Origin of the sequence: Microbacterium sp. NPDC019599, from assembly GCF_040632175.1 — a bacterium.
Lineage (GTDB): Bacteria > Actinomycetota > Actinomycetes > Actinomycetales > Microbacteriaceae > Microbacterium.
Genome location: NZ_JBEYBL010000007.1, coordinates 22,025 through 41,235, shown reverse-complemented (window position 1 = coordinate 41,235; position 19,211 = coordinate 22,025). Strand labels below are relative to the sequence as shown.

Sequence of the window (19,211 nt, the reverse complement as noted above, 5' to 3'; positions counted from 1 at the left end):
CCTCCGCGAATCACCCGTGAACCGATGCTGTGACGCACGCCGTCGGCCGTTCCCGCGGAACCTCACCCCGCGACGACGACGACCTTGCCGACCGTGTGGCCTGCATCCACGTGCGCGAGCGCGGCACGCGCGTCCTCGAGCGGAAACGTCCGCTCGATGACGGGCACCACCCGCCCCGCCGCGACGAGAGCGAGATGGTCGCGCAGCATGGCGGGTCTCGGCGTGGCGGCAAGGCCCCGGATGCTGCGGCGCGACCCGAGCGAGAGGATCGGAGCGCTCAGCAGCCGGCCGATCGGCCCCAGCACGCGGCCGCCCTTGCCGGAAACGAGCACGAGGCGCCCACCATCGCGGACGAGGCGCTTCAGCACTCGCAGCGGGGCCGCACCGGCGATGTCGAGGACGCCGTCGAACGAGCCGGCGGGAAGCGCCGCCGAACCCGGCGCGACCGTCCGGTAGTCGAAGACCTGCGACGCGCCGAGGCCGCTGACGAGGTCGATGGACCGCGCGCCCGTGAGCGCCCACACCTCCAGGCCTGCGGCGACGGCGAGCTGGACGGCGAACGTCCCGACGCCGCCGGAGGCTCCGATGACGAGGATCCGGCCGCCCTCGGGCGCCGCCGCGAGATCGAGCGCCTGCTGCGCCGTCCCGGCCGCGATGGGGAGGGATGCCGCGGCAACGGCGTCGACGGCGGCCGGGCGCTCGACGAGCCGCGCGACGGGAGCGAGCGTGTACGGGGCGAGGCCGCCGCCGGGCAGCTCGCCGACGACCTCGTCGCCGACGACGAACCCCGTGACCTCCGGACCGACCGCGACGACCGTGCCCGCGACATCCATTCCCGGAGTCGAGCGCCGCGTGCGCCGGAGGCCGAAGGCGAGCCTCACGATGAGCGGCACGCCGCGCATCACGAGCGTGTCCCCCGCGTTGATCGCCGTCGCGCGGACCCGGAGGAGCACCTGCCCGCGAACCGGCGCCGGCACCGCGACCTCCTCCGGGGCGACGGCCTCGGGTCCTCCGTACCGATGCTGTCGCCACGCCGTCATCGTCGGCGGAACGGCCGGGGACGCGGCATCCGTCTCACGGTCCATGTCAGCCCTCCTCTGGGTACTGGAACAGGTCGTCGAGTCCCACGCTGAAGACGCGCGAGATCTGGAACGCCAGCTCGAGCGTCGGCGAGTACCTGCCCTGCTCGATCGCGATGAGCGTCTGACGCGTCACGCCGATCCGGCGGGCGAGGTCGGCCTGCGTCATCCCGGCACCCTCGCGCACGGCCCGGATCGTATTGGTCACGCGAGTGGGCTTGACCATCAGACCAGCCCGCGGCGGTAGGCGATGACGCTCGCGATGCCGCCGACGATCGTCGAGACGGCGAAGCCGAAGTACATCGTGTTGGCGATCCAGAACCAGTCGGCCTCGAACGCGCACAGGACCAGGACGCCGAGTCCGGCGATGACGAGGAACGAGTAGCCGACGCGATTGCCCATGCGGGCGATGTCGCGATCGCGCTGGTCGGACTTGCCCACGCCGTCGGGATCCCCCATGCCGGCGACGATTCCCCACACGATGCTCACGACGATCGCCGCGACGATGCTCCCGACGATCGTCCAGAGCATGATCGGCACCCAGTCGACGTCGGTGAGCGGTCCGCCGTCCGCCGCCGCCAGCGTGATCACGATGTAGACGATCGAACCGATGACGCTGACGATGAGGCTCGACCAGAGGTTGCGTTCCTCGTAGACCATGACAGGCTCCGGATGTCTAGAAAATTTGACATTCCGAAGGTACGCCGGATGCCGGCATCCTGTCAATAATCTTTTACATCGTGGTGTCGGTCACTCCGCGGGACGCTCCGCGAGCTCCTCGGCGATGCGGGCGACGGGCCAGCCGTCCTCGTCCCACGCGAGCTGGCGGATCGCGAGCTGCGGCAGGCCGCCCTGCGTCGCATCGTAGAAGTGGAAGCCCAGCATCCCGTGCGAGACGGACTGGCCGCCGGGGCCGACCATGTCGCCGGTCGTGTCGAGGATGACTTGCGCGCCGTCCGACAGCAGCTCGGTGCCGTCGGGCCCGACGTACGGGCCGGTGACCCGCTCGGAGCGCCCGACCGCGATGCGGTAGGTCGAGTCCGTGCCCTTGCAGCAGGACTCCTCCGACACGAACAGGTAATAGTGGCCGTCGTGGCGCACGAGGTACGGCGCCTCGATGGCGTTCGGCGCGCCGATCCGCGATGCGATCGTCGTCGGCTCGGCGCCGGGTGCCGGCATCCCGCTCGGCCAATCGAGCTCGAGGAGCTGGATGCCGCCCCAGAACGACCCGAAGGCCATCCACGGCGTGCCGTCCTCGTCGGTGATGACGCCCGGGTCGATGGCGTTGTAGTTGTCCTGGCCCGCGGTCGACTTCCACACCAGGCCCTGATCGACCCACTCGTACGCGGGGTCGTCCGGGTCGAGCGTCGTGTTGGTCGTGAGGCCGATCGCCGACGTGTTCTTCCCGAACGTCGAGACCGAGTAGTAGAGGTAGTAGACGCCGTCATGCAGGACGACGTCGGGAGCCCAGAAGTTCGAGACTCCGGGAACCGCCTCATATGCCCATTCGGGACGGGATGCCGCGTCCCACACGGTGCCGAGGTACTCCCACGTCGCCCCCTCATCGAGCGAGCGCCGGATCTGCGGGGCGCCGAGGCCCTTGCGGACATCGCCCGTGGAGAAGACGTACCAGGGCTCGCCTTCGGCGCCGACCACGAGCGCCGGGTCGTGGACGCCGAGATCGCCCGAGAGGGCGACCTCCTGGGCGGCCGGGGAGGCGGGCGCGCACGCGACCGTGCTCACGCCGAGCGCCGCCGCGACGAGAAGAGCGAGGAGTGCACGAGTCTCACGCCTCGGCACGGCCGAGCCTGACGACGTTCCACGACACCGGCGGCAGCTCGAGCGAGAGGATGCGACCGGTAGTCGTGGCGGTGTCGTTGACGCGCGGGACGACGGTCGTGTCGTCGTCTGCGGTCGCGGTCCAGCGCGGGTCGTCGTGCGAATAGCTCGTCGCCTCGATGAGGCGCGTCGCACCGTTGCGCACGTCGATCTCGAGGGTCTGCACCTCGGTCTCGGAGCGGTTGACGGCGAAGACGGTGATCTCGCCCGACTCCTCGTCGTACGTCGCGACGCCGTCGACGACCGGCACCTCGCCGAAGCGGGCCGTGTCGTAGGTCGGGGCCGAGATGACGGGGCGCAGGACGACGCCCTTCGCCAGGTTCGATGCCTGGGCGAACGGGTGGAAGATCGTCTGCTTCCAGATGCGGCCGCCCGGCTCGGTCATGATCGGCGCGATGACGTTGACGAGCTGCGCGAGCGACGCCGCGTGGACGCGGTCGGTGTGACGCAGCAGGCTGATCAGGAGCGAGCCGACGACGACGGCGTCGGCGACGGTGTAGCGGTCCTCGAGGAGGACGGGGGCGACAGGCCAGTCGTCGCCCGTGGGCGGCTTGGACTCCGCGCGCTTCTGGTACCAGACGTTCCACTCGTCGAACGAGATGTTGATGCGCTTGCTGTGGCGCCCGGCCGCGCGGACCTGGTCGGCCGTGGCCGTGACGTCCTCGATGAACGCGTCCATGTTCACGGCGGACGCGAGGAAGGAGGCGAGGTCGTCGTCCTCCTCCCAGTAGTACGCGTGCGCCGAGATGTAGTCGACGTGCTCGTAGGTCTCGGTCAGGACGATGCGCTCCCACTCGCCGAACGTCGGCATGTCGGAGCTGGACGAGCCGCAGACGACCAGTTCGAGGTCGGGGTCGATGAGCCGCATGGCCCGCGCGGTCTCGGCGGCGAGCCGGCCGTACTCGTACGGGGTCTTGTGGCCGATCTGCCAAGGACCGTCCATCTCGTTGCCGAGGCACCACATGGTGATGCGGTGCGGGTCGGTCGCGCCGTTCGCGACGCGGTAGTCCGAGAAGTGCGAGCCGCTGGGCACGTTGCAGTACTCCAGGAGGTCGAGCGCCTCCTGGACGCCCCGCGTGCCGAGGTTGACCGCCATCATGGGCTCGACGCCGGCCTTGTGCGCCCAGCGCATGAACTCGTCCACGCCCACGGTGTTAGGGTCGCTCGAGTGCCACGCGAGATCGAGCCGCGTCGGCCGATCCTCCTGCGGGCCGACCCCGTCCTCCCAGCGGTAGCCCGACACGAAATTGCCGCCCGGGTAGCGCACCGTCGAGACCCCGAGCTCGCGCGTCAGGGCGATGACGTCCTCACGGAAGCCGTCCTCGTCGGCGCTCGGGTGCTGCGGGTCGTGGATGCCCGTGTAGACGCAGCGTCCGAGGTGCTCGACGAACGAGCCGAACGTGCGCCGGCGGACGGGACCGACCTGGAACGCGGGGTCGAGGGTGAAACGCGCGGTGCGCATCAGCGGGTGTCTCCTTCCAGCCCGAGACGTCGAAGTTCGGGCATGGATCTCTACATCGTTGTAGCAGAACGGTACACACGGAATCCTCCGACTGTCAAACAACACGAATTAATAACGCGGTTGACAGACAAAAGGGTTGCGGGTAACACTTTTCAACGTTGTAATGGATCAGCAGATCCGAAAGGTCAAGGGCGACACGGCGACAAGCTCGCACTCACGCCGATGTGCACCAGGCGAGTCTCCCGCGACCTCCGATACATACCCCGGAGGTACTCACAATGAGGAAAATCAGGACCGCTGCCGCGATGGCGGCCGTGGCAGGAGTCGCAGCGCTCACGCTCACGGCGTGCGGCAGCGGCGGCGGCTCGGGAGACGCCGACACCATCCAGTTCATGTTCCGCGGCGGGCCCGATGAGAAGGCGGCCTACGAGGCGGCCATCGAGCGCTACACCGAGGACACCGGCATCAAGGTCGAGATGATCGTCACGGATGCCGACCAGTACGCCACGAAGCTGCAGGCCGCTGTCTCGGGCGGCAAGGTGCCCGACGTCTTCTACATCGAGCAGGCGAACCTCCAGTCGTACGTGCACTCCGGCGTCCTGATGGACATCACCGATCTCATCGAGGAGAGCGACGTCGACCTCGACAACATCTGGCCCTTCGGCGTGGACTCCTACCGCTTCGACGGCGAGCTGCAGGGCACGCCCGACGGTCGCCTGTACGGCTTGCCCAAGGACGTCGGTCCGTTCGCGTTCGGCTACAACAAGACGATGCTCGAAGAGGCCGGCATCCCGCTCCCCTCGCCCGAGGACGGCTACACGTGGGACGAGTTCGTCGACGTGACCGAGCAGCTCACGGTCGACAAGGACGGCGACGGCGCGCTCGACCAGTGGGGCACGGGCCTGAACGTCATGTGGAACCTCCAGGCGCTCGTGTGGAGCAACGGCGGCGACTGGACGAACGCGGACCGCACCGAGGTCACCGTCGACACCCCCGAGTTCGCCGAGGCGCTGCAGTACTTCGCCGACCTCACGAACGTCTACGGCGTGACGCCCAGCGCGTCGGACGCCGCGACGCTGGACACCTACCAGCGGTGGATGGCCGGCGAGATCGGCTTCTTCCCCGTCGGTCCGTGGGACGTCTCGGTCTACAACGACCTCGACTTCGAATACGACCTCATCCCCTGGCCGGTCGGCTCGACCGGTGAGCCCGCGACGTGGGTCGGCAGCCTCGGCATCGGCGTCTCGGCGACGACCGGCAACCCCGAAGCGGCCGTCGAGCTCGTGACCTACCTCTCGACCGACCGCGAGGCCCAGGAGACGCTCGTGGACGCGAACATCCAGGTGCCGAACCTCATCGACATGGCCAAGGAGTGGGCTGCCGAGCCCGACGCCGAGCCGGCCAACCGCGAGGAGTTCCTCAACATCGTCCGCGAGACGGGCCGCCCGATGCCGGCCGCGTTCACGTACGGCGCCGCCTGGTACGACGAGCTCTGGACCAACATCCAGCCCGTCCTCGACGGCACGCAGACGGCCGAGGACTACCTCGCGGAGGTGCAGCCCCGCATGCAGGAGCTGCTCGACGAGTCCAACCTCCGCGCCGAGCAGGCGGCCGCGGCGGGCTGATCCGCCAACCGAGCCGGCACCCCGTCAGCGGGGTGCCGGCTCACCCCACGAGGAGCGACATGTCAGGACTGGGCGACACCAGGACGGCCCGCGCGACCATCGCGGCCGTGACGGCGACGGAACTGGCCGCCACGACGGATGAGCCGTGGCAGCCGGATGAGCCGATGCGCACGCGGAAGGAGGTCAATCGCCTCCACCGCACGGAGCACCGCTGGGCGGCGCTGTTCATGGCGGCACCCGTCATCGGGTTCCTCGTGTTCACGGTGTACCCGCTCGGGTACGCCGTCTACGCATCGCTGACCCGCTGGAACGGCCTCGGCCAGATGACCTTCATCGGCCTCGAGAACTACCTGCGTCTGTTCAAGGACCAGTACTTCCTGACGTCGCTGTGGAACACGTTCTTCTACATGATCGGCATCCCGATCGGCCTCGCGCTCTCGCTCCTGCTCGCGCTCGCGCTCAACCGGGGCATCTTCGGCCAGACCGCGTTCCGCACGATCTACTACGTGCCGGTCGTCTCGTCGCTCGCGGCCGTCGCGATCGTGTGGCAGTTCGCCTACAACGGCGACTACGGCATGATCAATCAGGTCCTGGCCTGGTTCGGCATCCAGGGTCCCGACTGGCTGCAGAACACCGCGACCGTCAAGCCCGCGATCATCATCATGGCCATCTGGAAGGGCCTCGGATACTCGACCCTCCTCTACCTTGCCGCGATCCAGTCGGTGCCTCGCTCGATGCTCGAGGCCGCCACGATCGACGGCGCGAACGCCGCGCAGCGCGTGTGGAGCATCGTCGTGCCCATGGTGCGCCCGGTCACATTCTTCCTCGTCGTCACGAACATCATCGGCGGCGCCCAGCTGTTCACCGAGGTCAACATCATGACCCCCAACGGCGGCCCCGAGTTCAGCTCGGCGACCGTGGTCTGGTACATCTTCCGGCAGGCCTTCCGCTACCAGGAGATGGGCTACGCGACCGCGATGGCCGTCGTGCTCGGGATCATCATCTTCGTCGTCACCCTCATCCAGTTCCGCCTCAACCGGCGCAACGAGTTCAGCGTCGAGTAAAGGAGCCGGAACGAATGTCGGATCACACCCGCGCACTGACGGTTCCCAAGAACCGCCGCCTCACGCCGTCCACTGAGAAGGGCCGCACGCGGCTCGTCAACGTCGTGCTGTTCGTCGTCCTGGCGATCGGCTCGATCATCATGCTCGGACCGCTCCTGTGGATGGTCAGCACGTCGCTCAAGACCAAGCCCGAGGTCTTCGCGCTGCCTCCCGTGTGGATCCCGGAGGATCCGCAGTGGGACACCTACACGCGCATGTGGGATGCCGCACCCATCCTGTCCGGCATCCAGAACAGCCTCATCGTGGCGCTGACCGTCACGATCATCGGCTCGTTCACGTCGACCCTCGCGGCCTACGCGCTCGCCAAGATGCGGCTTCCCTACAAGAACGCGATCTTCCTGGGGCTCCTCGCGGGCCTCATGATCCCCTACCCGACGATCATGATCCCGCAGTTCACGATGTTCGCGAAGTTCGGCTGGGTCGACACGCTCCTTCCGCTGATCGTGCCCTTCCTGTTCGGGAACATCGTCATGATCTTCTTCCTGCGGCAGTACCTGCAGAGCGTCCCGGACTCACTCATCGAGGCGGCGTACATCGACGGGGCCTCGCACCCGCGCGTGTTCGCGACGATCGTCGTGCCGCTCATCCGCCCCGCGATCGCGGCGCAGTTCATCCTGTGGTTCATGGCGATCTGGAACGACTACCTCGCGCCGATCCTGTACCTCAACACGCCGGCCAACCAGACGCTGCAGGTCGTCATCGCCAACCTGAACGTCGAGTTCGCGACGCAGCGCGACTACCCGCTGATCATGGGCGCGAGCTTCATCGCGCTGCTGCCGATCCTCATCGTCTTCCTCATCTTCCAGCGGCAGATCATCGAGTCGGTGGCCCTCACGGGGACGAAGGGATGACGGACATCCGCGAGCGACCGCGCCCCGCCTCCAGCGCCGACCTGGCCGACGTGCCGGGCTGGGCGGGCGTCGTCATGGCCGTGCTGCGCGTCGTGACGCAGCTCGTCGGCATCAACCTGCTGATGATCGCGGGCACCCTCGCGGGCGGTGTCGTCGCGGGCCTCGCGCCTGCGGCGAGCGCCGCCCGCGCGCTCACGGCGCGGCTCGCGACGACCGATCCGAGCACGTCGCTGTGGCGCGACTTCTGGTCGCACTGGCGCGCGCGGTTCGTGCGCGCGAACCTGCTCGCGCTCCCCTTCTGGGGGGCCGGGATGCTGGTGGCCGCCGACGTCTGGATGCTCGGCGCCGCCCAGGGCGCGGTGCGCGCCGCGATGGGGGCGGCGCTGCTCGTCGTCGTCCTTTACCTCGCGGTCGCGCTCGCCTACCTCCCGATCGTGGCGGGCGAGCACGCCGACCCCTGGGCGCCGAGCGTGCGCTTCGTGCTGCTCGCGCCCGCGCTCTTCCCGGCTCGCGGCTTCGCGATCCTCGCGGTGCTCGCGGCGGTCGGGCTGGTCTACTGGTTCGTCCCGCCGATCGCGCTGTTGTTCGGTGCGGCGCTGCCGCTGCTGCTCACCGGGATGCTGTCGGCTCCGGCCGTCGCGGCATCCGCGCGCTGAGCTCAGCGGTTCGGCGCGTTTCGTCTCGCTTCGCTCGCTCAACGACCGATCATCTTCTCGGTCGTTGAGCGGGGCCGCGCGCAGCGCGCCCGAGACGAAACGCCCGGACGCCCGCCACGGGCCGGGATCAGCCGCCGGTCGACTCCCGCGCGACGACGGAGAACTCCGCCTCGACGTAGCGCGGGCCGAGGAGCAGCTCGGGCGTCGAGATCCGCTCCATGAGGAAGTCGACGGCCGTGCGGGCGATCTGCTGCTTGCCGGGCGAGATCGTCGAGAGGGTCGGAGTCGAGTACGCGGCATCCTCGATGTCGTCGAAGCCGATGACCTTCACCTGACCCGGAACGTCGACGTGCCGCTGGTGCAGCTCGTGGAGTGCGCCGAGCGCGAGCGCGTCGTTGAGACCGAACACCGCGTCGAAGGCGACGCCGTCGTCGAGCATGCGGCGGGTCGCCTCGGCGCCCGTGGAGCGGTGCCACAGCCCCGCTTCGCGGATGAGCTCGGGATCCATGGGGATGCCGGCCTCGTTCAGCGCCTGCAGGTACCCGTTCAGGCGGAGAGCCGCCGAGCCGACGACCTCGCCCTCGTGGGAGCCGACGACGGCGATGCGGCGCGCCCCTCGCTCGATGAGGTGGGCCGTCGCGGCGCGCGCGCCCTCGACGTTGGCCATCGTGACGTGGTCGACGGGCCCGCCGAAGATGCGCTCGCCGAGCAGCACGAGCGGATAGTCGACGGTGAGCGCGCCGACGTCGTCCTGCGCCATCTCGAGCGGCGAGAAGAGGAGTCCGTCGGTGAGGCTGCGTCGGTCGCTGCGCAGGACGTCGAACTCCCGCGAGCGCTGTGCCCCGGTGTGCTCGATGAGGACGGAGACGCCGTGTCGCTCCGCAGCCTTCATGACCTCGTCGGCGAGCTCGGCGAAGTACGGCAGCGCGAGCTCGGGCAACGCGAGACCGATGACGCCCGCGCGCCCGCGTCGCAGGTTGCGCGCCGAGGCGTTGACCTTGTAGCCGAGGTCCTGGATGGCCTTCTCGACCCGCTCCTTCGTCGCCGGGCGGATGTGCGGATACCCGTTGATGACGTTCGAGACGGTCTTGATCGAGACACGGGCGCGGGCCGCGACCTCGTGCATCGTGACGGCGGCGCGCGGGCGGCGGGTGAGCGGCGCGTGCGCCGAGGCGGGAGGCGCCTCGTCTGCTTCGGGACCGTCGTGCACGTCGCTGCGCGGCGCGTCGGCATCAGTCACGAATGAACTCTATCCATGGCGGTGAACCCTCCCCGTTCCGCCACCACTCTAGTCTCTTCTACAACGTTGTAGGACTAGTCGCCCGCACCGCAAAGTCGCAGAAAGCCGCAATGTCGCAGACATCGCCCCCGTCCAGTGAAGCGTTGCGGGGATCGGTGACGAAGCGGTGCGGCGCGCCGCACCCGCCGCCCCGTCAGATGACCTCGTCGCTCCAGCCGTCCGGATTCCCGAAGCGGTGCGCCGTGATCGTGACCGACTGCTCGCGCAGGAACGGGAGCAGCTCGAGCCGGCCCGCCGTCGTGACCGCGTTCGGGTAGACCGCGAGGTCGGGGTCGCCGCCGACAGCCGTCGCGAGCGCGCGATGCAAGGCCGCGACGGACTCGGCGCCGCCCACGAGACGGGCTCGCGAAGGACGAGAGGATGCTGCTCCCCCCGCCTCGTCGGCGGCACCGGGGTGCGACATCCGGTGCAGCCACTCGTCGTCCGTCTCGACGAAGACGTGCACGTGCTGCGCCGACAGTGCGCGCCGCACGGCGGCGGGAAGCCCTGCCGGCGCACTCACCGTGAGCCCCGCGCCGGAGCGCACTCCCGCGATCGCGACGCGCAGCAGCACGTGCCATGCGGCGTCGGGCGTCGCCCGCACGGCGACCTGCGGCACCGCGCGGTAGCGGAACAGGTTGCGCTCGACGCCGAGGTGCGACGCATCCTTCACCTGCCCGAGCTCGCGATCCCACGCGATCGCGTCCGACAGGGCGGCTCGGCGCAGCCAGTCGAAGCCCTCGTAGTCGAGCGAGGGCTGGGCGGCTTCGATGACCTCGGTGATGCGCGTGTCGAGGCCGCGCAGGTGCAGCGTGCGCGAGGCTTTGCCGCCCGCGGAGGGCCGCCACGAGCCGAGGCCCACGAGGTAGTTCGGACCGCCGGCCTTGGCGCCGGCGCCGACCGACGAGCGCTTCCAGCCGCCGAACGGCTGCCGCTGCACGATGGCGCCCGTGATGCCGCGGTTGACGTAGAGGTTGCCCGCCTCGACGCGGTCGAGCCACAGCGCCAGGTCGTCCGGGTTCTGGGTGTGCAGGCCCGCCGTCAGCCCGTAGGCGACGGCGTTCTGCAGCTCGATCGCCTCCGTGAGCGACGGCGCGTGCATGACGCCGAGGACGGGGCCGAAGAACTCCTCGCGGTGGAAGCGCGACCCGGGCCGGACGCCGGTCCGGATACCGGGCGTCCAGAACCGGCCCGCCGTGTCGGGCCCGAGGTCCAGGCGCCGGGGCTCGACGAGCCAGCGCTCGCCCTCGTCGAGGGTCGTGAGCGCCCACTCGAGCTTCCCGTGCGGCACCTCGATGACGGGGCCGACCTCGGACAGCGGATCGCTCGGCGGCCCGATGCGCAGCGACGTCGTGGCGTCCACGAGCTGGCGCGCGAAGCGCTGCGAGCGCCCCACCGAGCCGACGAGGATGACAAGCGACGCCGCTGAACATTTCTGGCCGGCGTGGCCGAAGGCGCTGCGCACGAGATCGGATGCCGCGAGGTCGAGGTCCGCGGACGGCGTCACCACGATGGCGTTCTTGCCGCTCGTCTCGGCCAGCAGCGGCAGGTCGGGCCGCCACGAGCGGAAGAGCGCCGCCGTCTCCCACGAGCCGGTCAGGATCACACGGTCCACGTCGGGGTGCGACACGAGCTGCTGGCCGAGCGCGCCCTCGTGCATCGCGACGAGTGCGAGGAGGTCGCGCGGCACGCCCGCCTCCCACAGCGCCTCGGCGAGGACCGCTCCGCACCGCCGGGCCTGATGAGCCGGCTTGAAGATCACACCGGATCCCGCGGCGAGCGCCGCCAGCACGCCGCCCGCGGGGATCGCGAGCGGGAAGTTCCACGGCGGCGTCACGACCGTCACGCGCGACGGCACGAAGACGGCGCCGCTCACGCGGTCGAGCTCGCGAGCCGTCGCGGCGTAGTAGTTCGCGAAGTCGACCGCCTCGCTGACCTCGACATCGGCCTCCGCGAAGACCTTCCCCGTCTCGGACGCCGCCACCTCGATCAGCTCGGCCCGCCGCGCCTCGAGGGCGCGCGCTGCCGCGAGCAGCACTGCGGATCGCTCCGCCGCGGGCTTCGCGCCCCACTCGGCTCCGGCATCCCGAACCCGCCGCACGACGGCCTCGAGGGCATCGGCGTCGCGGATGCCTGCCTCATCGATCGTCGCGTCTCCGGCCGTCGAGACCTCGATGCGGGACAGGATGCCGCGCGCCCACTCCCGATTGGCGGCCAGCGCCGGGTCGGAGTCCGGCGCGTTCCGGAAGCCCGGCGCGCCCGATGCGCGCGCGCCGGACTCGCGGCGCGCGAAGACGGCCGTCTCGACGAACGCGTCGCCCGCGAAGAGCTGCTCCTCGGCGGTCGGCTCGATGGGCGACGTCTCGCTGCTGTCTTCGGCGGCGGCCGACCGGGCGATGCCGAGCACGACCTCGGTGAGGCCCCCGTCCTCGGGAGCGGGCTGTTCGCGGAGGATGCGCGACGAGGCCCGCAGCCCGGCGGATGCCGCGGCTCCGCGGTCCTGCGTGCGCTTCGGGGTCGCCCGCAGGTCCGGTTCGGCGGCGCGGGCGACGGATGCCGTGAACCTGTCGCGCTCGCGATCGAAGGCGGCGGGGTCCTCGGCGAGGTCGAACGCGGCGGAGAGGAAGTTGTCGCTCGACGCGTTCTCCTCGAGCCTGCGCACGAGGTAGCTGATCGCGACGTCGAACTCGTCCGGTCGCACGACCGGCACGTAGAGCAGGACGGGGCCGACATCGCGCGACACGGCGGCCACCTGCCCCTGCGCCATCCCGAGCAGCATCTCGAACTCGACGTCGGGGCCTCCGTCGGGAAGCCCGGACGCCTGCCCCGAGCCCATCGAAGGCGCGCGCAGGCCGCGCTCCCCCGCAAGCAGCCACGCGAACGCGATGTCGAACAGGTTGTGGCCCGCGACGCCGACACGGACGGCCTTCGTGCTCTCCGCTCGCAGCGCGGCGTCGAGGCAGCGCAGGTAGTTCGCGTCCGAGTCGACCTTCGCGTCGTAGGTCGCGAGGCTCCAGCCGTGCAGGACGGCATCCACCCGCTCCATCGGAAGGTTCGCGCCCTTGACGAGCCGGATCTTGATGCGCGCTCCGCCGGCCGCGACGCGCTCCTGCGCCCACGCGGTGAGGCCGTCGAGGGCGCCGAGCGCATCGGGCAGGTACGCCTGGAGCACGATGCCGGCTTCGAGCGCATGCAGGCGCGGGTCCTCGAGTATGCGCGTGAAGACCGCGATCGTGAGGTCGAGGTCTCGGTACTCCTCCATGTCGAGGTTGATGAACGTCGCCGAGCCCGCCGCCGTGACGTAAAGCGGGAGCAGCCGCTCGACGACGAGCTCCACGACCTCGTCGAACGCCCACATCGAGATGTGGCTCGCGATCGCCGAGACCTTGACCGAGACGTAGTCGACATCCGGCCGCCGGATGAGGTCATGGATGCCCTCGAGGCGGCGCAGCGCCTCCTGTTCGCCGAGCACCGCCTCCCCGAGCAGGTTGAGGTTGAGCCGCGCGCCGTCGGCGCGGAGGGCCTCGATCGCGGGGCCGAGCTTCTCGGGACGCGCGTCGACGACGAGGTGTCCGACCATCTCGCGGAGGACGCGCCGCGCGATCGGCACGGTGGGCGCCGGCAGGACGGGCGCGATCGCACCGCCCGCGTGCACTGCGCCGCGCAGCCACCACGGGAGGAAGTCCGGCACGAGCGGAGCCACGCGATGCAGAGCGGATGCCGCGGCCGACAGGCTCTCGGGGCGCATGACGCCGTCGACGAAGCCGATCGTGAACGGCAGTCCGTCTGGGTCCTTCAGGACGCCGGCGAGACGCTCCGCTGCAGAGTCCACCTGGACGTCGGCGCTCTCGGCGATCCAGCGCCGGGCGAGCGAGACGGCGCGATCGGCGAGATCCGCGGGCGGCTCGAAGGACGGGTGCGTCGGGGGCATGATTCCAGCATCCGTCATCGCGCCGTCCATCGGGTGGCGATGGCGGCGGTGTCAGGTGAGGACTGCATGAGAGCCGCTCCCGCGCGGAGAATGAGCGAGGCGCCCCGCGTCCTGGGACGGGGGCGCCTCGTCGCCGGATGTCAGACGGCGTCGCCGCGGCGACGTGGGCCGGGGGTGCCTGCAGTGTCGCCGGTCGGGTGCGCGACGGGGTCTTCATCGACGCCGGCGGGCGTCTCGCGGACGCTGCTCGGGGCCGACTGGGAGTCGTCGACCGCGTCGTCGGCGCGGGCCGTTGTTCGATCCGTCGTTGTGGGGGGCTCGCCGTAGCGGTCCTTGGTGATTCTGCCGGCCGGGGTTCCGGCGGCTGAGGAGCGAGCGGCGTCGCCATCCACGTACGGGTCCAGCTCGTCGGCCTTGCGGCGGATCTCGGCCTCCTCCTGGCGGTGCTTCTCGACCTCGTCCGCGTGCTCGTCGGCGTATCGGCGCGCGTCGACCTCGGCTTGCGCCGCGCGCGCCTTGGCACGCTCCGCTTCGGCTGCCGCCGTCGCGGCGTCGGCCTCAACCCTCGCCCGGCGCGCCTCGACCTCCTCTGCGGCCACGGCCGACTGCCGCGCCCGTGCGCGGAGGTCTTCGGCCTTCTCGTGGCGGACGGCATCCCGTCGCCCGCTGTTGCGCCGAGCGACGAAGAAGGCGATCACGATCACGACGACGAGTGCGGCCGCGATCGCGAGGATGATCCAGATGAGTGCTGTGCTGTCCACGGGCCCTCCTTCGGTGCAGCGGCCGAACGGGTCTCGGCCGCTCAGTCGACGCAACCCCACGGGACGTGCCGCGGCAAACCCCTTGCCAGGTGCTGCGACGTGCGCTACCCGCGGCGCAGGGGCAGGTGCGACCGCTGTGCCGGTTCAGTCCCAGATGCTCGGCGCCTGCGCGCGCGTCGAGGGGAGAGCGGATGCCGCAGCCCAGTCGTGCACCCAGGGCTCGACGTCCGGCAGGTCGTCGGGACGCCCGACCGCCGCGAACAGCTCCTCGTGCGAGAGGGTGCCGCCTCCGCGCTTGAGCATGCGCGCGCGGATGATGGCCCGCGCGTAGATCTCGCCGTCGACGACCGCGCGGTGCTCGAGGTACACGGCCTTGTCGTCGTGACCGAGGAGGCGCGACTCGACGACGAACTGCTGCCACAGCTCGAGCGACTTGCGGAACGTGACGGTCTCGCTGGAGACCACGGCGTACCACCCATGCCGCCGCATGGCGCCGGCCATGCCCGTGCGGATCAGCAGATCCCAGCGCCCGAGATCGAACAGCGACAGGTAGCGGCCGTTGTTCATGTGGCGCAGCACGTCGATGTCGGTCGGCAGCGTCGTGAGGCGGATGCGGCCGACGTCCGTCGGCGCGAGCCCGCGGCCCAGTCGCAGTCGAAGCCGTGCTCCCAGGGTGATGAGGAGGGTCCGCCAGATCACGTTCACGAGGAGCGATGGTAACCATCGCGGAACGAACCGCCGATCGGATTGTGGCCTTCCCACAGACCTCATCCGGTCGTTGCGCGACACTTCGACTCGCTTCGCTCGCTCAGTGCGGGTCTCCGCGAGACGAAACGCCTGAGCGCGGCGCACGCCCCGGCCGCCCACCGGTCGTCGCGCGTGGTCTCGGGCGAACTTCGCGCGGCTTCGACGACCACCCAAACCGTGGGAGCGATCCCGCGCATCGCGGGGCGACGGAACCGGACACGCCCGGGTCGTGCCGCGGCATCCGCTCGATTTCGCGCTCTTCGAGCCCGAGCGTAGAGTCACCCCATGGAAGCCGAAATCCAGACCGACATCGTCGTCCGTCCGGTCAGGGACGTCGACGCAGAGGCCCTCGGCCGCGTCCACGCGACCTGCTGGCACGAGACCTACGACCACCTCATCAGCAAGGCCGCGCTCGAGAAGATCTCGCCTCGCCGCATGGCCGAGCTGTGGACCCACTGGGCCGTCCAGGGTCCCGACTTCAGGATGTTCGCCGCCCTCGTCGACGGCGAGATCGTGGGCTTCGCGGGCTCGGGTCCCGCCCGCGACAAGGACGCGCCGCGCTTCCGCGAGCTGTACTTCATCTACCTCCTCGACGCGTGGCACGGCACCGGCATCGGCCAGAAGCTGTTCGACTCGGTCGTCGAGGCCGACGAGAAGCTGTACCTCTGGGTCGCGGAGGACAACCCGCGCGCCCACCGCTTCTACACGCGCAACGGCTTCGAGCTCGACGGCGCCGCGCACACCGAGCCCTTCCTCGGCGAAACGCTCACCGAGGTGCGCTTCGTGCGCTGACCCGCGAACGCGAAAGAGAGGCCCCACCGGACGGTGGGGCCTCTCTTTCGTGAAGCCGGGCCCGAAGCCGGGGCCCGGCCGATCACTCGGCGCGGAGGATCGCCTTGCCCGCCGAGACGTCCACGGTGATGGTGCGGTCCGCGCCAGGGGTCGACCCGACCCGGTTGTCGAAGTCACCGGCCGAGACGTCGGACGACACGTCGTACTCCCCCGCCGGCACCGTGACGTCGAGCGCGCCGGCGCTCACCGACAGGTCGAGCGAGTCCGGCTGCAGCCCTGAGAGGACGGCGTCCAGCGCACCCGCGCTCACGGTGAAGGTCGCCTCCCGGGCGTTCTCCAGGTCGAGCTCGGCGGCACCGGCGCTGACGTCCGCCGTGATCGTGTCGACGGATGCCGTCACCTGCGCGCGGCCCGCGCCCATGTCGAGCGCGAGGTCGCCGAAGTCGCCGTCGTCGACGAACAGCTCGCCTGCGGCGAGGCCGAGGTCGACATCCAGCCCCTCGAGCTCCTGAGGCAGCCGGAGCGTCGCATCGCCGACGCCGTTCTCGCCGAACGGCCAGCCTCCGCCGAACGGCCACCAGCCGCCGTTGAACCAGCCCTGCGGCGACGACACGATGAGCTCGTCGCCGTCGGCGCGCAGCGTCCAGCGGTCGGCGCCGCCGGACCCCGTCACCTCGAGCTCGGCGTCGCTGACGTCGGCGTACTCGATGCGCAGCGACCCGGCCGCGAGGTCGACATCCAGGCTCGCGACGACCGCGGCGTCGGCGGTCCGGGTCGACGTCTCGACGGAGGCCGACGCGATCGTCGTGATGAGGGCCGACACGAGCGTGCCGACGACCACGAGCCCGCCGAAGACGATGATCAGGATCGCGATGACCCGCGCCGCCGGGTTGGATGACGGCTGACCCGGGGGCGGGACGTCGGTGCCGGCGGGGGGCGGGGTGAGAGTCGTGGTCATCGGTTCATTCCTGACTGCGGCGCGGCGCCGCCCTGGTCGTGCGGCCGCGGGCCGCCGTGTTCGAGATGTGCGAGCGCTGCGAGCACCCGCCGGTTGCCGGATTCGTCCGGCTCGAGGTCGAGCTTCTGGAAGAGCGAGGTCACGTGCTTCTCGACACTGCCCTCGGAGATGAAGAGCGTCTTGGCGATCGCCTGGTTCGAGCGACCCTCTGCGATGAGCGCCAGCACCGTGGCCTCGCGGTCGGTGAGGCGCAGCATCCGCTCGTCCCTCGTCCGCCGGCTCAGCAGCTGCGCGACGACCTCGGGGTCGAGCACAGTCGCGCCGGCCCCGATGCGGCCGATCGCGTCGAGGAAGTCCGAGACGTCGGCGACGCGGTCCTTGAGGAGGTAGCCGAGCGGGCCGCCTTTGGCGCCGATGAGGTCGGCGGCGTAGCGCTCCTCGACGTACTGCGACAGGACGAGCAGAGGCAGCTCGGGGCGGACGGCCCGGAGGGCGAGCGCCGCGCGGATGCCCTCATCCGTCCAGGTCGGTGGGAGGCGCACGTCGAGGATGCACAGCTCGGGAGCCGTCTCGGCGACCGTCTGCTCCAGGTGCATCGCATCGGGGACCGCCGCGACGACGGTGTGGCCCGAGTCCTCGAGCACCCGCACGAGCCCTTCGCGCAGGAGCGCCGAGTCTTCGCAGATCAGGATGCGCACGGGATGCTCACCTCCACGCTCGTGGGTCCGCCGATGGGGCTGTCGATGCGGATGGTGCCGCCCGCCGCGACGACGCGGTTGACGATCCCGTCCAGCCCGCCGCCCGGCACGACCTGCGCGCCGCCGATGCCGTTGTCCTCGACGCGCGCCCACAGCATCCCGCCGTCCCGGAGCCGGGCGACGACGCGGCACTCGGTCGCGCGCGAGTGCTTCGCGGCGTTGGTGAGGGCTTCGGCGATCGTGAAGTACGCGGCGGCCTCGGTGTCGCGGCTGCAGCGGCCGTCCAGGCGCACGTCCAGGACGACGGGGATGACCGACCGCCCGGCGAGGGCCGAGAGCGCCGCGTCGAGTCCCCGGTCGTCGAGCACCGAGGTGTGGATGCCGCGCGCGAGCTGTCGCAGCTCGGTGATCGCCGCCTTCGTCGAGGTGTGCGCCTCGTCGATGAGGGCCTTGGCCGCGGCGGGATCGGTGTCGATCTTCTGCTGAGCCAGGCCGAGGGTCATGCCGACCGAGACGAGCCGGGGCTGGACGCCGTCGTGGAGGTCGCGTTCGATGCGGGTGCGCTCGACGTCGGCGGCGCGGACGGCGCCCGCGCGCTGCACGTTCGACGTGCGGGCGGCTTCGGCGAGCTGCGCCTCGCGCGAGGGCACGAGGATCGCGCGGGCGAGGACCCCGTGCAGGATCGCGAGCCCCACGATCGCCGCGATCGACAGGATCGCGAGCAGGATCCCGGCCGGGATGGCCCACTCGACGGGGACGCGCAGTCCCGTGCGCGCGATCCGGACGAAGTCGCTCCCGGCGTAGATCGGAGCGAAGGCGAGCGCGACGCCGGAGGCGAAGACGCTTACGAGCAGGACCGTGATCCAGCCGAGGATCGTCGCGACGGCGAGGCTCGCGATGCCCCGCCACACGGACGGGTCGATCGTCTGCAGCCACAGCGTGCGCAGCCAGCCGCCGAACCCCGGGCGCCCGCTCGAGCGGAGCCGGCGCTTGGGCAGACCGAAATCGTAGAGTCCGTCGACGCGCGCCGCCTCGACCCACGCGAGGCCGAAGAGGATGTAGACGAGCGCGACGAGGAACAGGATGCCGATCCCGAGCACGGGGAGGAGTCCGAGGCCCAGCCCGAGGAACGAGAAGAGGAGCGTGACGGCCGCGGGGCCGAGGACGCCGAGCGCCGCGAGCTGCGCGACCGCGCCGGCGACGCGAGCGGGCGAGGTGACGCTCGCCTGGCGTGGGGGCGGTGCGAAGGATGGTGCGGGGGCGGGGGTGCCTGAAGTCATGCCTCCAAGCTAGAACTGCACGTCGGCGAGCGCCCCCGAGGCATCCGGAGTCTTCTCTTCCGGTTATCCCCCGGACGCGGGGTCGGGTGATCCGGATGCTGGGCGCCGCTGCGGCAGCCACGTTCCCTC

General features: G+C 70.7%; 17 protein-coding genes. 5 read left to right on the top strand and 12 right to left on the bottom strand.

Annotated elements, in window-relative coordinates; translation table 11 throughout:
• Positions 1 to 62 precede the first annotated feature (62 nt).
• The 5 genes from ABZ477_RS13050 to ABZ477_RS13030 all read right to left on the bottom strand — a co-directional run bounded on the left by ABZ477_RS13050 (position 63) and on the right by ABZ477_RS13030 (position 4,380).
• Positions 63 to 1,085: an NAD(P)-dependent alcohol dehydrogenase gene (locus tag ABZ477_RS13050; protein ID WP_360133541.1), complete on the bottom strand. Its 1,023-nt coding sequence runs from the start codon at positions 1,083 to 1,085 to the stop codon at positions 63 to 65.
• A 1-nt stretch (position 1,086) separates the two neighbouring features.
• The gene (locus tag ABZ477_RS13045) at positions 1,087 to 1,305 is read right to left on the bottom strand and encodes a helix-turn-helix transcriptional regulator (RefSeq protein ID WP_360133538.1); all 219 of its coding nucleotides are present in this window, start codon (positions 1,303 to 1,305) and stop codon (positions 1,087 to 1,089) included.
• Positions 1,305 to 1,739, bottom strand: coding sequence for a hypothetical protein (locus tag ABZ477_RS13040; RefSeq protein ID WP_360133535.1), 435 nt, complete (start codon positions 1,737 to 1,739; stop codon positions 1,305 to 1,307). Before ABZ477_RS13040 ends, ABZ477_RS13045 begins: the two co-directional genes overlap by 1 nt.
• Positions 1,740 to 1,829: 90 nt before the next feature.
• Positions 1,830 to 2,879 carry an arabinan endo-1,5-alpha-L-arabinosidase gene (locus tag ABZ477_RS13035; protein ID WP_360133532.1) on the bottom strand — a complete coding sequence of 350 codons (1,050 nt, stop codon included), beginning with the start codon at positions 2,877 to 2,879 and terminating at the stop codon, positions 1,830 to 1,832.
• On the bottom strand, positions 2,866 to 4,380 hold the full coding sequence (locus ABZ477_RS13030; protein ID WP_360133529.1) for an alpha-N-arabinofuranosidase: 1,515 nt from the start codon (positions 4,378 to 4,380) through the stop codon (positions 2,866 to 2,868). Before ABZ477_RS13030 ends, ABZ477_RS13035 begins: the two co-directional genes overlap by 14 nt.
• A 278-nt stretch (positions 4,381 to 4,658) precedes the next feature.
• Between ABZ477_RS13030 and ABZ477_RS13025 the strand changes: the two genes are divergently transcribed.
• From ABZ477_RS13025 to ABZ477_RS13010, 4 genes are read left to right on the top strand one after another with little or no spacing between them, the layout of a single operon-like run.
• Positions 4,659 to 6,005, top strand: coding sequence for a sugar ABC transporter substrate-binding protein (locus ABZ477_RS13025; protein ID WP_360133526.1), 1,347 nt, complete (start codon positions 4,659 to 4,661; stop codon positions 6,003 to 6,005).
• A 59-nt stretch (positions 6,006 to 6,064) separates the two neighbouring features.
• Positions 6,065 to 7,069, top strand: coding sequence for a sugar ABC transporter permease (locus tag ABZ477_RS13020; RefSeq protein WP_360133523.1), 1,005 nt, complete (start codon positions 6,065 to 6,067; stop codon positions 7,067 to 7,069).
• 14 nt (positions 7,070 to 7,083) lie between these two features.
• The gene (locus ABZ477_RS13015) at positions 7,084 to 7,980 is read left to right on the top strand and encodes a carbohydrate ABC transporter permease (RefSeq protein ID WP_360133520.1); all 897 of its coding nucleotides are present in this window, start codon (positions 7,084 to 7,086) and stop codon (positions 7,978 to 7,980) included.
• Positions 7,977 to 8,636, top strand: a complete 660-nt coding sequence (locus ABZ477_RS13010; protein WP_360133517.1) for a DUF624 domain-containing protein — start codon at positions 7,977 to 7,979, stop codon at positions 8,634 to 8,636. The genes ABZ477_RS13015 and ABZ477_RS13010 overlap by 4 nt, the downstream gene beginning before the upstream one ends.
• 127 nt (positions 8,637 to 8,763) lie before the next feature.
• On the opposite strand, the gene ABZ477_RS13005 is transcribed toward ABZ477_RS13010, so the two are convergent.
• From ABZ477_RS13005 to ABZ477_RS12990, 4 genes are all read right to left on the bottom strand, one after another.
• Entirely contained in the window at positions 8,764 to 9,762 is a 999-nt protein-coding gene (locus tag ABZ477_RS13005; RefSeq protein WP_360133924.1) for a LacI family DNA-binding transcriptional regulator, read from the bottom strand.
• Positions 9,763 to 10,069: 307 nt separating this feature from the next.
• Positions 10,070 to 13,846, bottom strand: a complete 3,777-nt coding sequence (locus ABZ477_RS13000) for a bifunctional proline dehydrogenase/L-glutamate gamma-semialdehyde dehydrogenase (protein WP_360133514.1) — start codon at positions 13,844 to 13,846, stop codon at positions 10,070 to 10,072.
• A gap of 140 nt (positions 13,847 to 13,986) precedes the next feature.
• Complete coding sequence (locus ABZ477_RS12995) at positions 13,987 to 14,607, bottom strand: hypothetical protein (protein ID WP_360133511.1); 621 nt, start codon at positions 14,605 to 14,607, stop codon at positions 13,987 to 13,989.
• Positions 14,608 to 14,751: 144 nt separating this feature from the next.
• Positions 14,752 to 15,312 (bottom strand): acyl-CoA thioesterase, encoded by a 561-nt coding sequence (locus ABZ477_RS12990; protein WP_360133508.1) that lies wholly within the window; start codon positions 15,310 to 15,312, stop codon positions 14,752 to 14,754.
• A 327-nt stretch (positions 15,313 to 15,639) separates the two neighbouring features.
• On the opposite strand from ABZ477_RS12990, the gene ABZ477_RS12985 reads away from it, so the two are divergent.
• On the top strand, positions 15,640 to 16,146 hold the full coding sequence (locus ABZ477_RS12985; protein ID WP_360133505.1) for a GNAT family N-acetyltransferase: 507 nt from the start codon (positions 15,640 to 15,642) through the stop codon (positions 16,144 to 16,146).
• 82 nt (positions 16,147 to 16,228) lie between these two features.
• Here the strand turns inward: ABZ477_RS12985 and ABZ477_RS12980 are convergent, their stop codons facing one another.
• From ABZ477_RS12980 to ABZ477_RS12970, 3 genes are read right to left on the bottom strand one after another with little or no spacing between them, the layout of a single operon-like run.
• Positions 16,229 to 17,104: a hypothetical protein gene (locus ABZ477_RS12980; RefSeq protein WP_360133502.1), complete on the bottom strand. Its 876-nt coding sequence runs from the start codon at positions 17,102 to 17,104 to the stop codon at positions 16,229 to 16,231.
• Positions 17,101 to 17,802 (bottom strand): response regulator transcription factor, encoded by a 702-nt coding sequence (locus ABZ477_RS12975; RefSeq protein WP_360133500.1) that lies wholly within the window; start codon positions 17,800 to 17,802, stop codon positions 17,101 to 17,103. The genes ABZ477_RS12980 and ABZ477_RS12975 overlap by 4 nt, the downstream gene beginning before the upstream one ends.
• Positions 17,790 to 19,082 carry a sensor histidine kinase gene (locus ABZ477_RS12970; RefSeq protein ID WP_360133497.1) on the bottom strand — a complete coding sequence of 431 codons (1,293 nt, stop codon included), beginning with the start codon at positions 19,080 to 19,082 and terminating at the stop codon, positions 17,790 to 17,792. The genes ABZ477_RS12975 and ABZ477_RS12970 overlap by 13 nt, the downstream gene beginning before the upstream one ends.
• Positions 19,083 to 19,211: the final 129 nt, after the last annotated feature.

Excerpts from the sequence above, each read along its gene's own strand:
- ABZ477_RS12980 (WP_360133502.1), bottom strand. The coding sequence starts at position 17,104 with ATGACCACGACTCTCACCCCGCCCCCCGCCGGCACCGACGTCCCGCCC.
- ABZ477_RS13040 (WP_360133535.1), bottom strand. The coding sequence starts at position 1,739 with ATGGTCTACGAGGAACGCAACCTCTGGTCGAGCCTCATCGTCAGCGTC.
- ABZ477_RS13025 (WP_360133526.1), top strand. The coding sequence starts at position 4,659 with ATGAGGAAAATCAGGACCGCTGCCGCGATGGCGGCCGTGGCAGGAGTC.
- ABZ477_RS13015 (WP_360133520.1), top strand. The coding sequence starts at position 7,084 with ATGTCGGATCACACCCGCGCACTGACGGTTCCCAAGAACCGCCGCCTC.
- ABZ477_RS13045 (WP_360133538.1), bottom strand. The coding sequence starts at position 1,305 with ATGGTCAAGCCCACTCGCGTGACCAATACGATCCGGGCCGTGCGCGAG.
- ABZ477_RS13000 (WP_360133514.1), bottom strand. The coding sequence starts at position 13,846 with ATGCCCCCGACGCACCCGTCCTTCGAGCCGCCCGCGGATCTCGCCGAT.
- ABZ477_RS12985 (WP_360133505.1), top strand. The coding sequence starts at position 15,640 with ATGGAAGCCGAAATCCAGACCGACATCGTCGTCCGTCCGGTCAGGGAC.
- ABZ477_RS13005 (WP_360133924.1), bottom strand. The coding sequence starts at position 9,762 with ATGCACGAGGTCGCGGCCCGCGCCCGTGTCTCGATCAAGACCGTCTCG.
- ABZ477_RS13010 (WP_360133517.1), top strand. The coding sequence starts at position 7,977 with ATGACGGACATCCGCGAGCGACCGCGCCCCGCCTCCAGCGCCGACCTG.
- ABZ477_RS13030 (WP_360133529.1), bottom strand. The coding sequence starts at position 4,380 with ATGCGCACCGCGCGTTTCACCCTCGACCCCGCGTTCCAGGTCGGTCCC.
- ABZ477_RS13050 (WP_360133541.1), bottom strand. The coding sequence starts at position 1,085 with ATGGACCGTGAGACGGATGCCGCGTCCCCGGCCGTTCCGCCGACGATG.
- ABZ477_RS13020 (WP_360133523.1), top strand. The coding sequence starts at position 6,065 with ATGTCAGGACTGGGCGACACCAGGACGGCCCGCGCGACCATCGCGGCC.
- ABZ477_RS12970 (WP_360133497.1), bottom strand. The coding sequence starts at position 19,082 with ATGACTTCAGGCACCCCCGCCCCCGCACCATCCTTCGCACCGCCCCCA.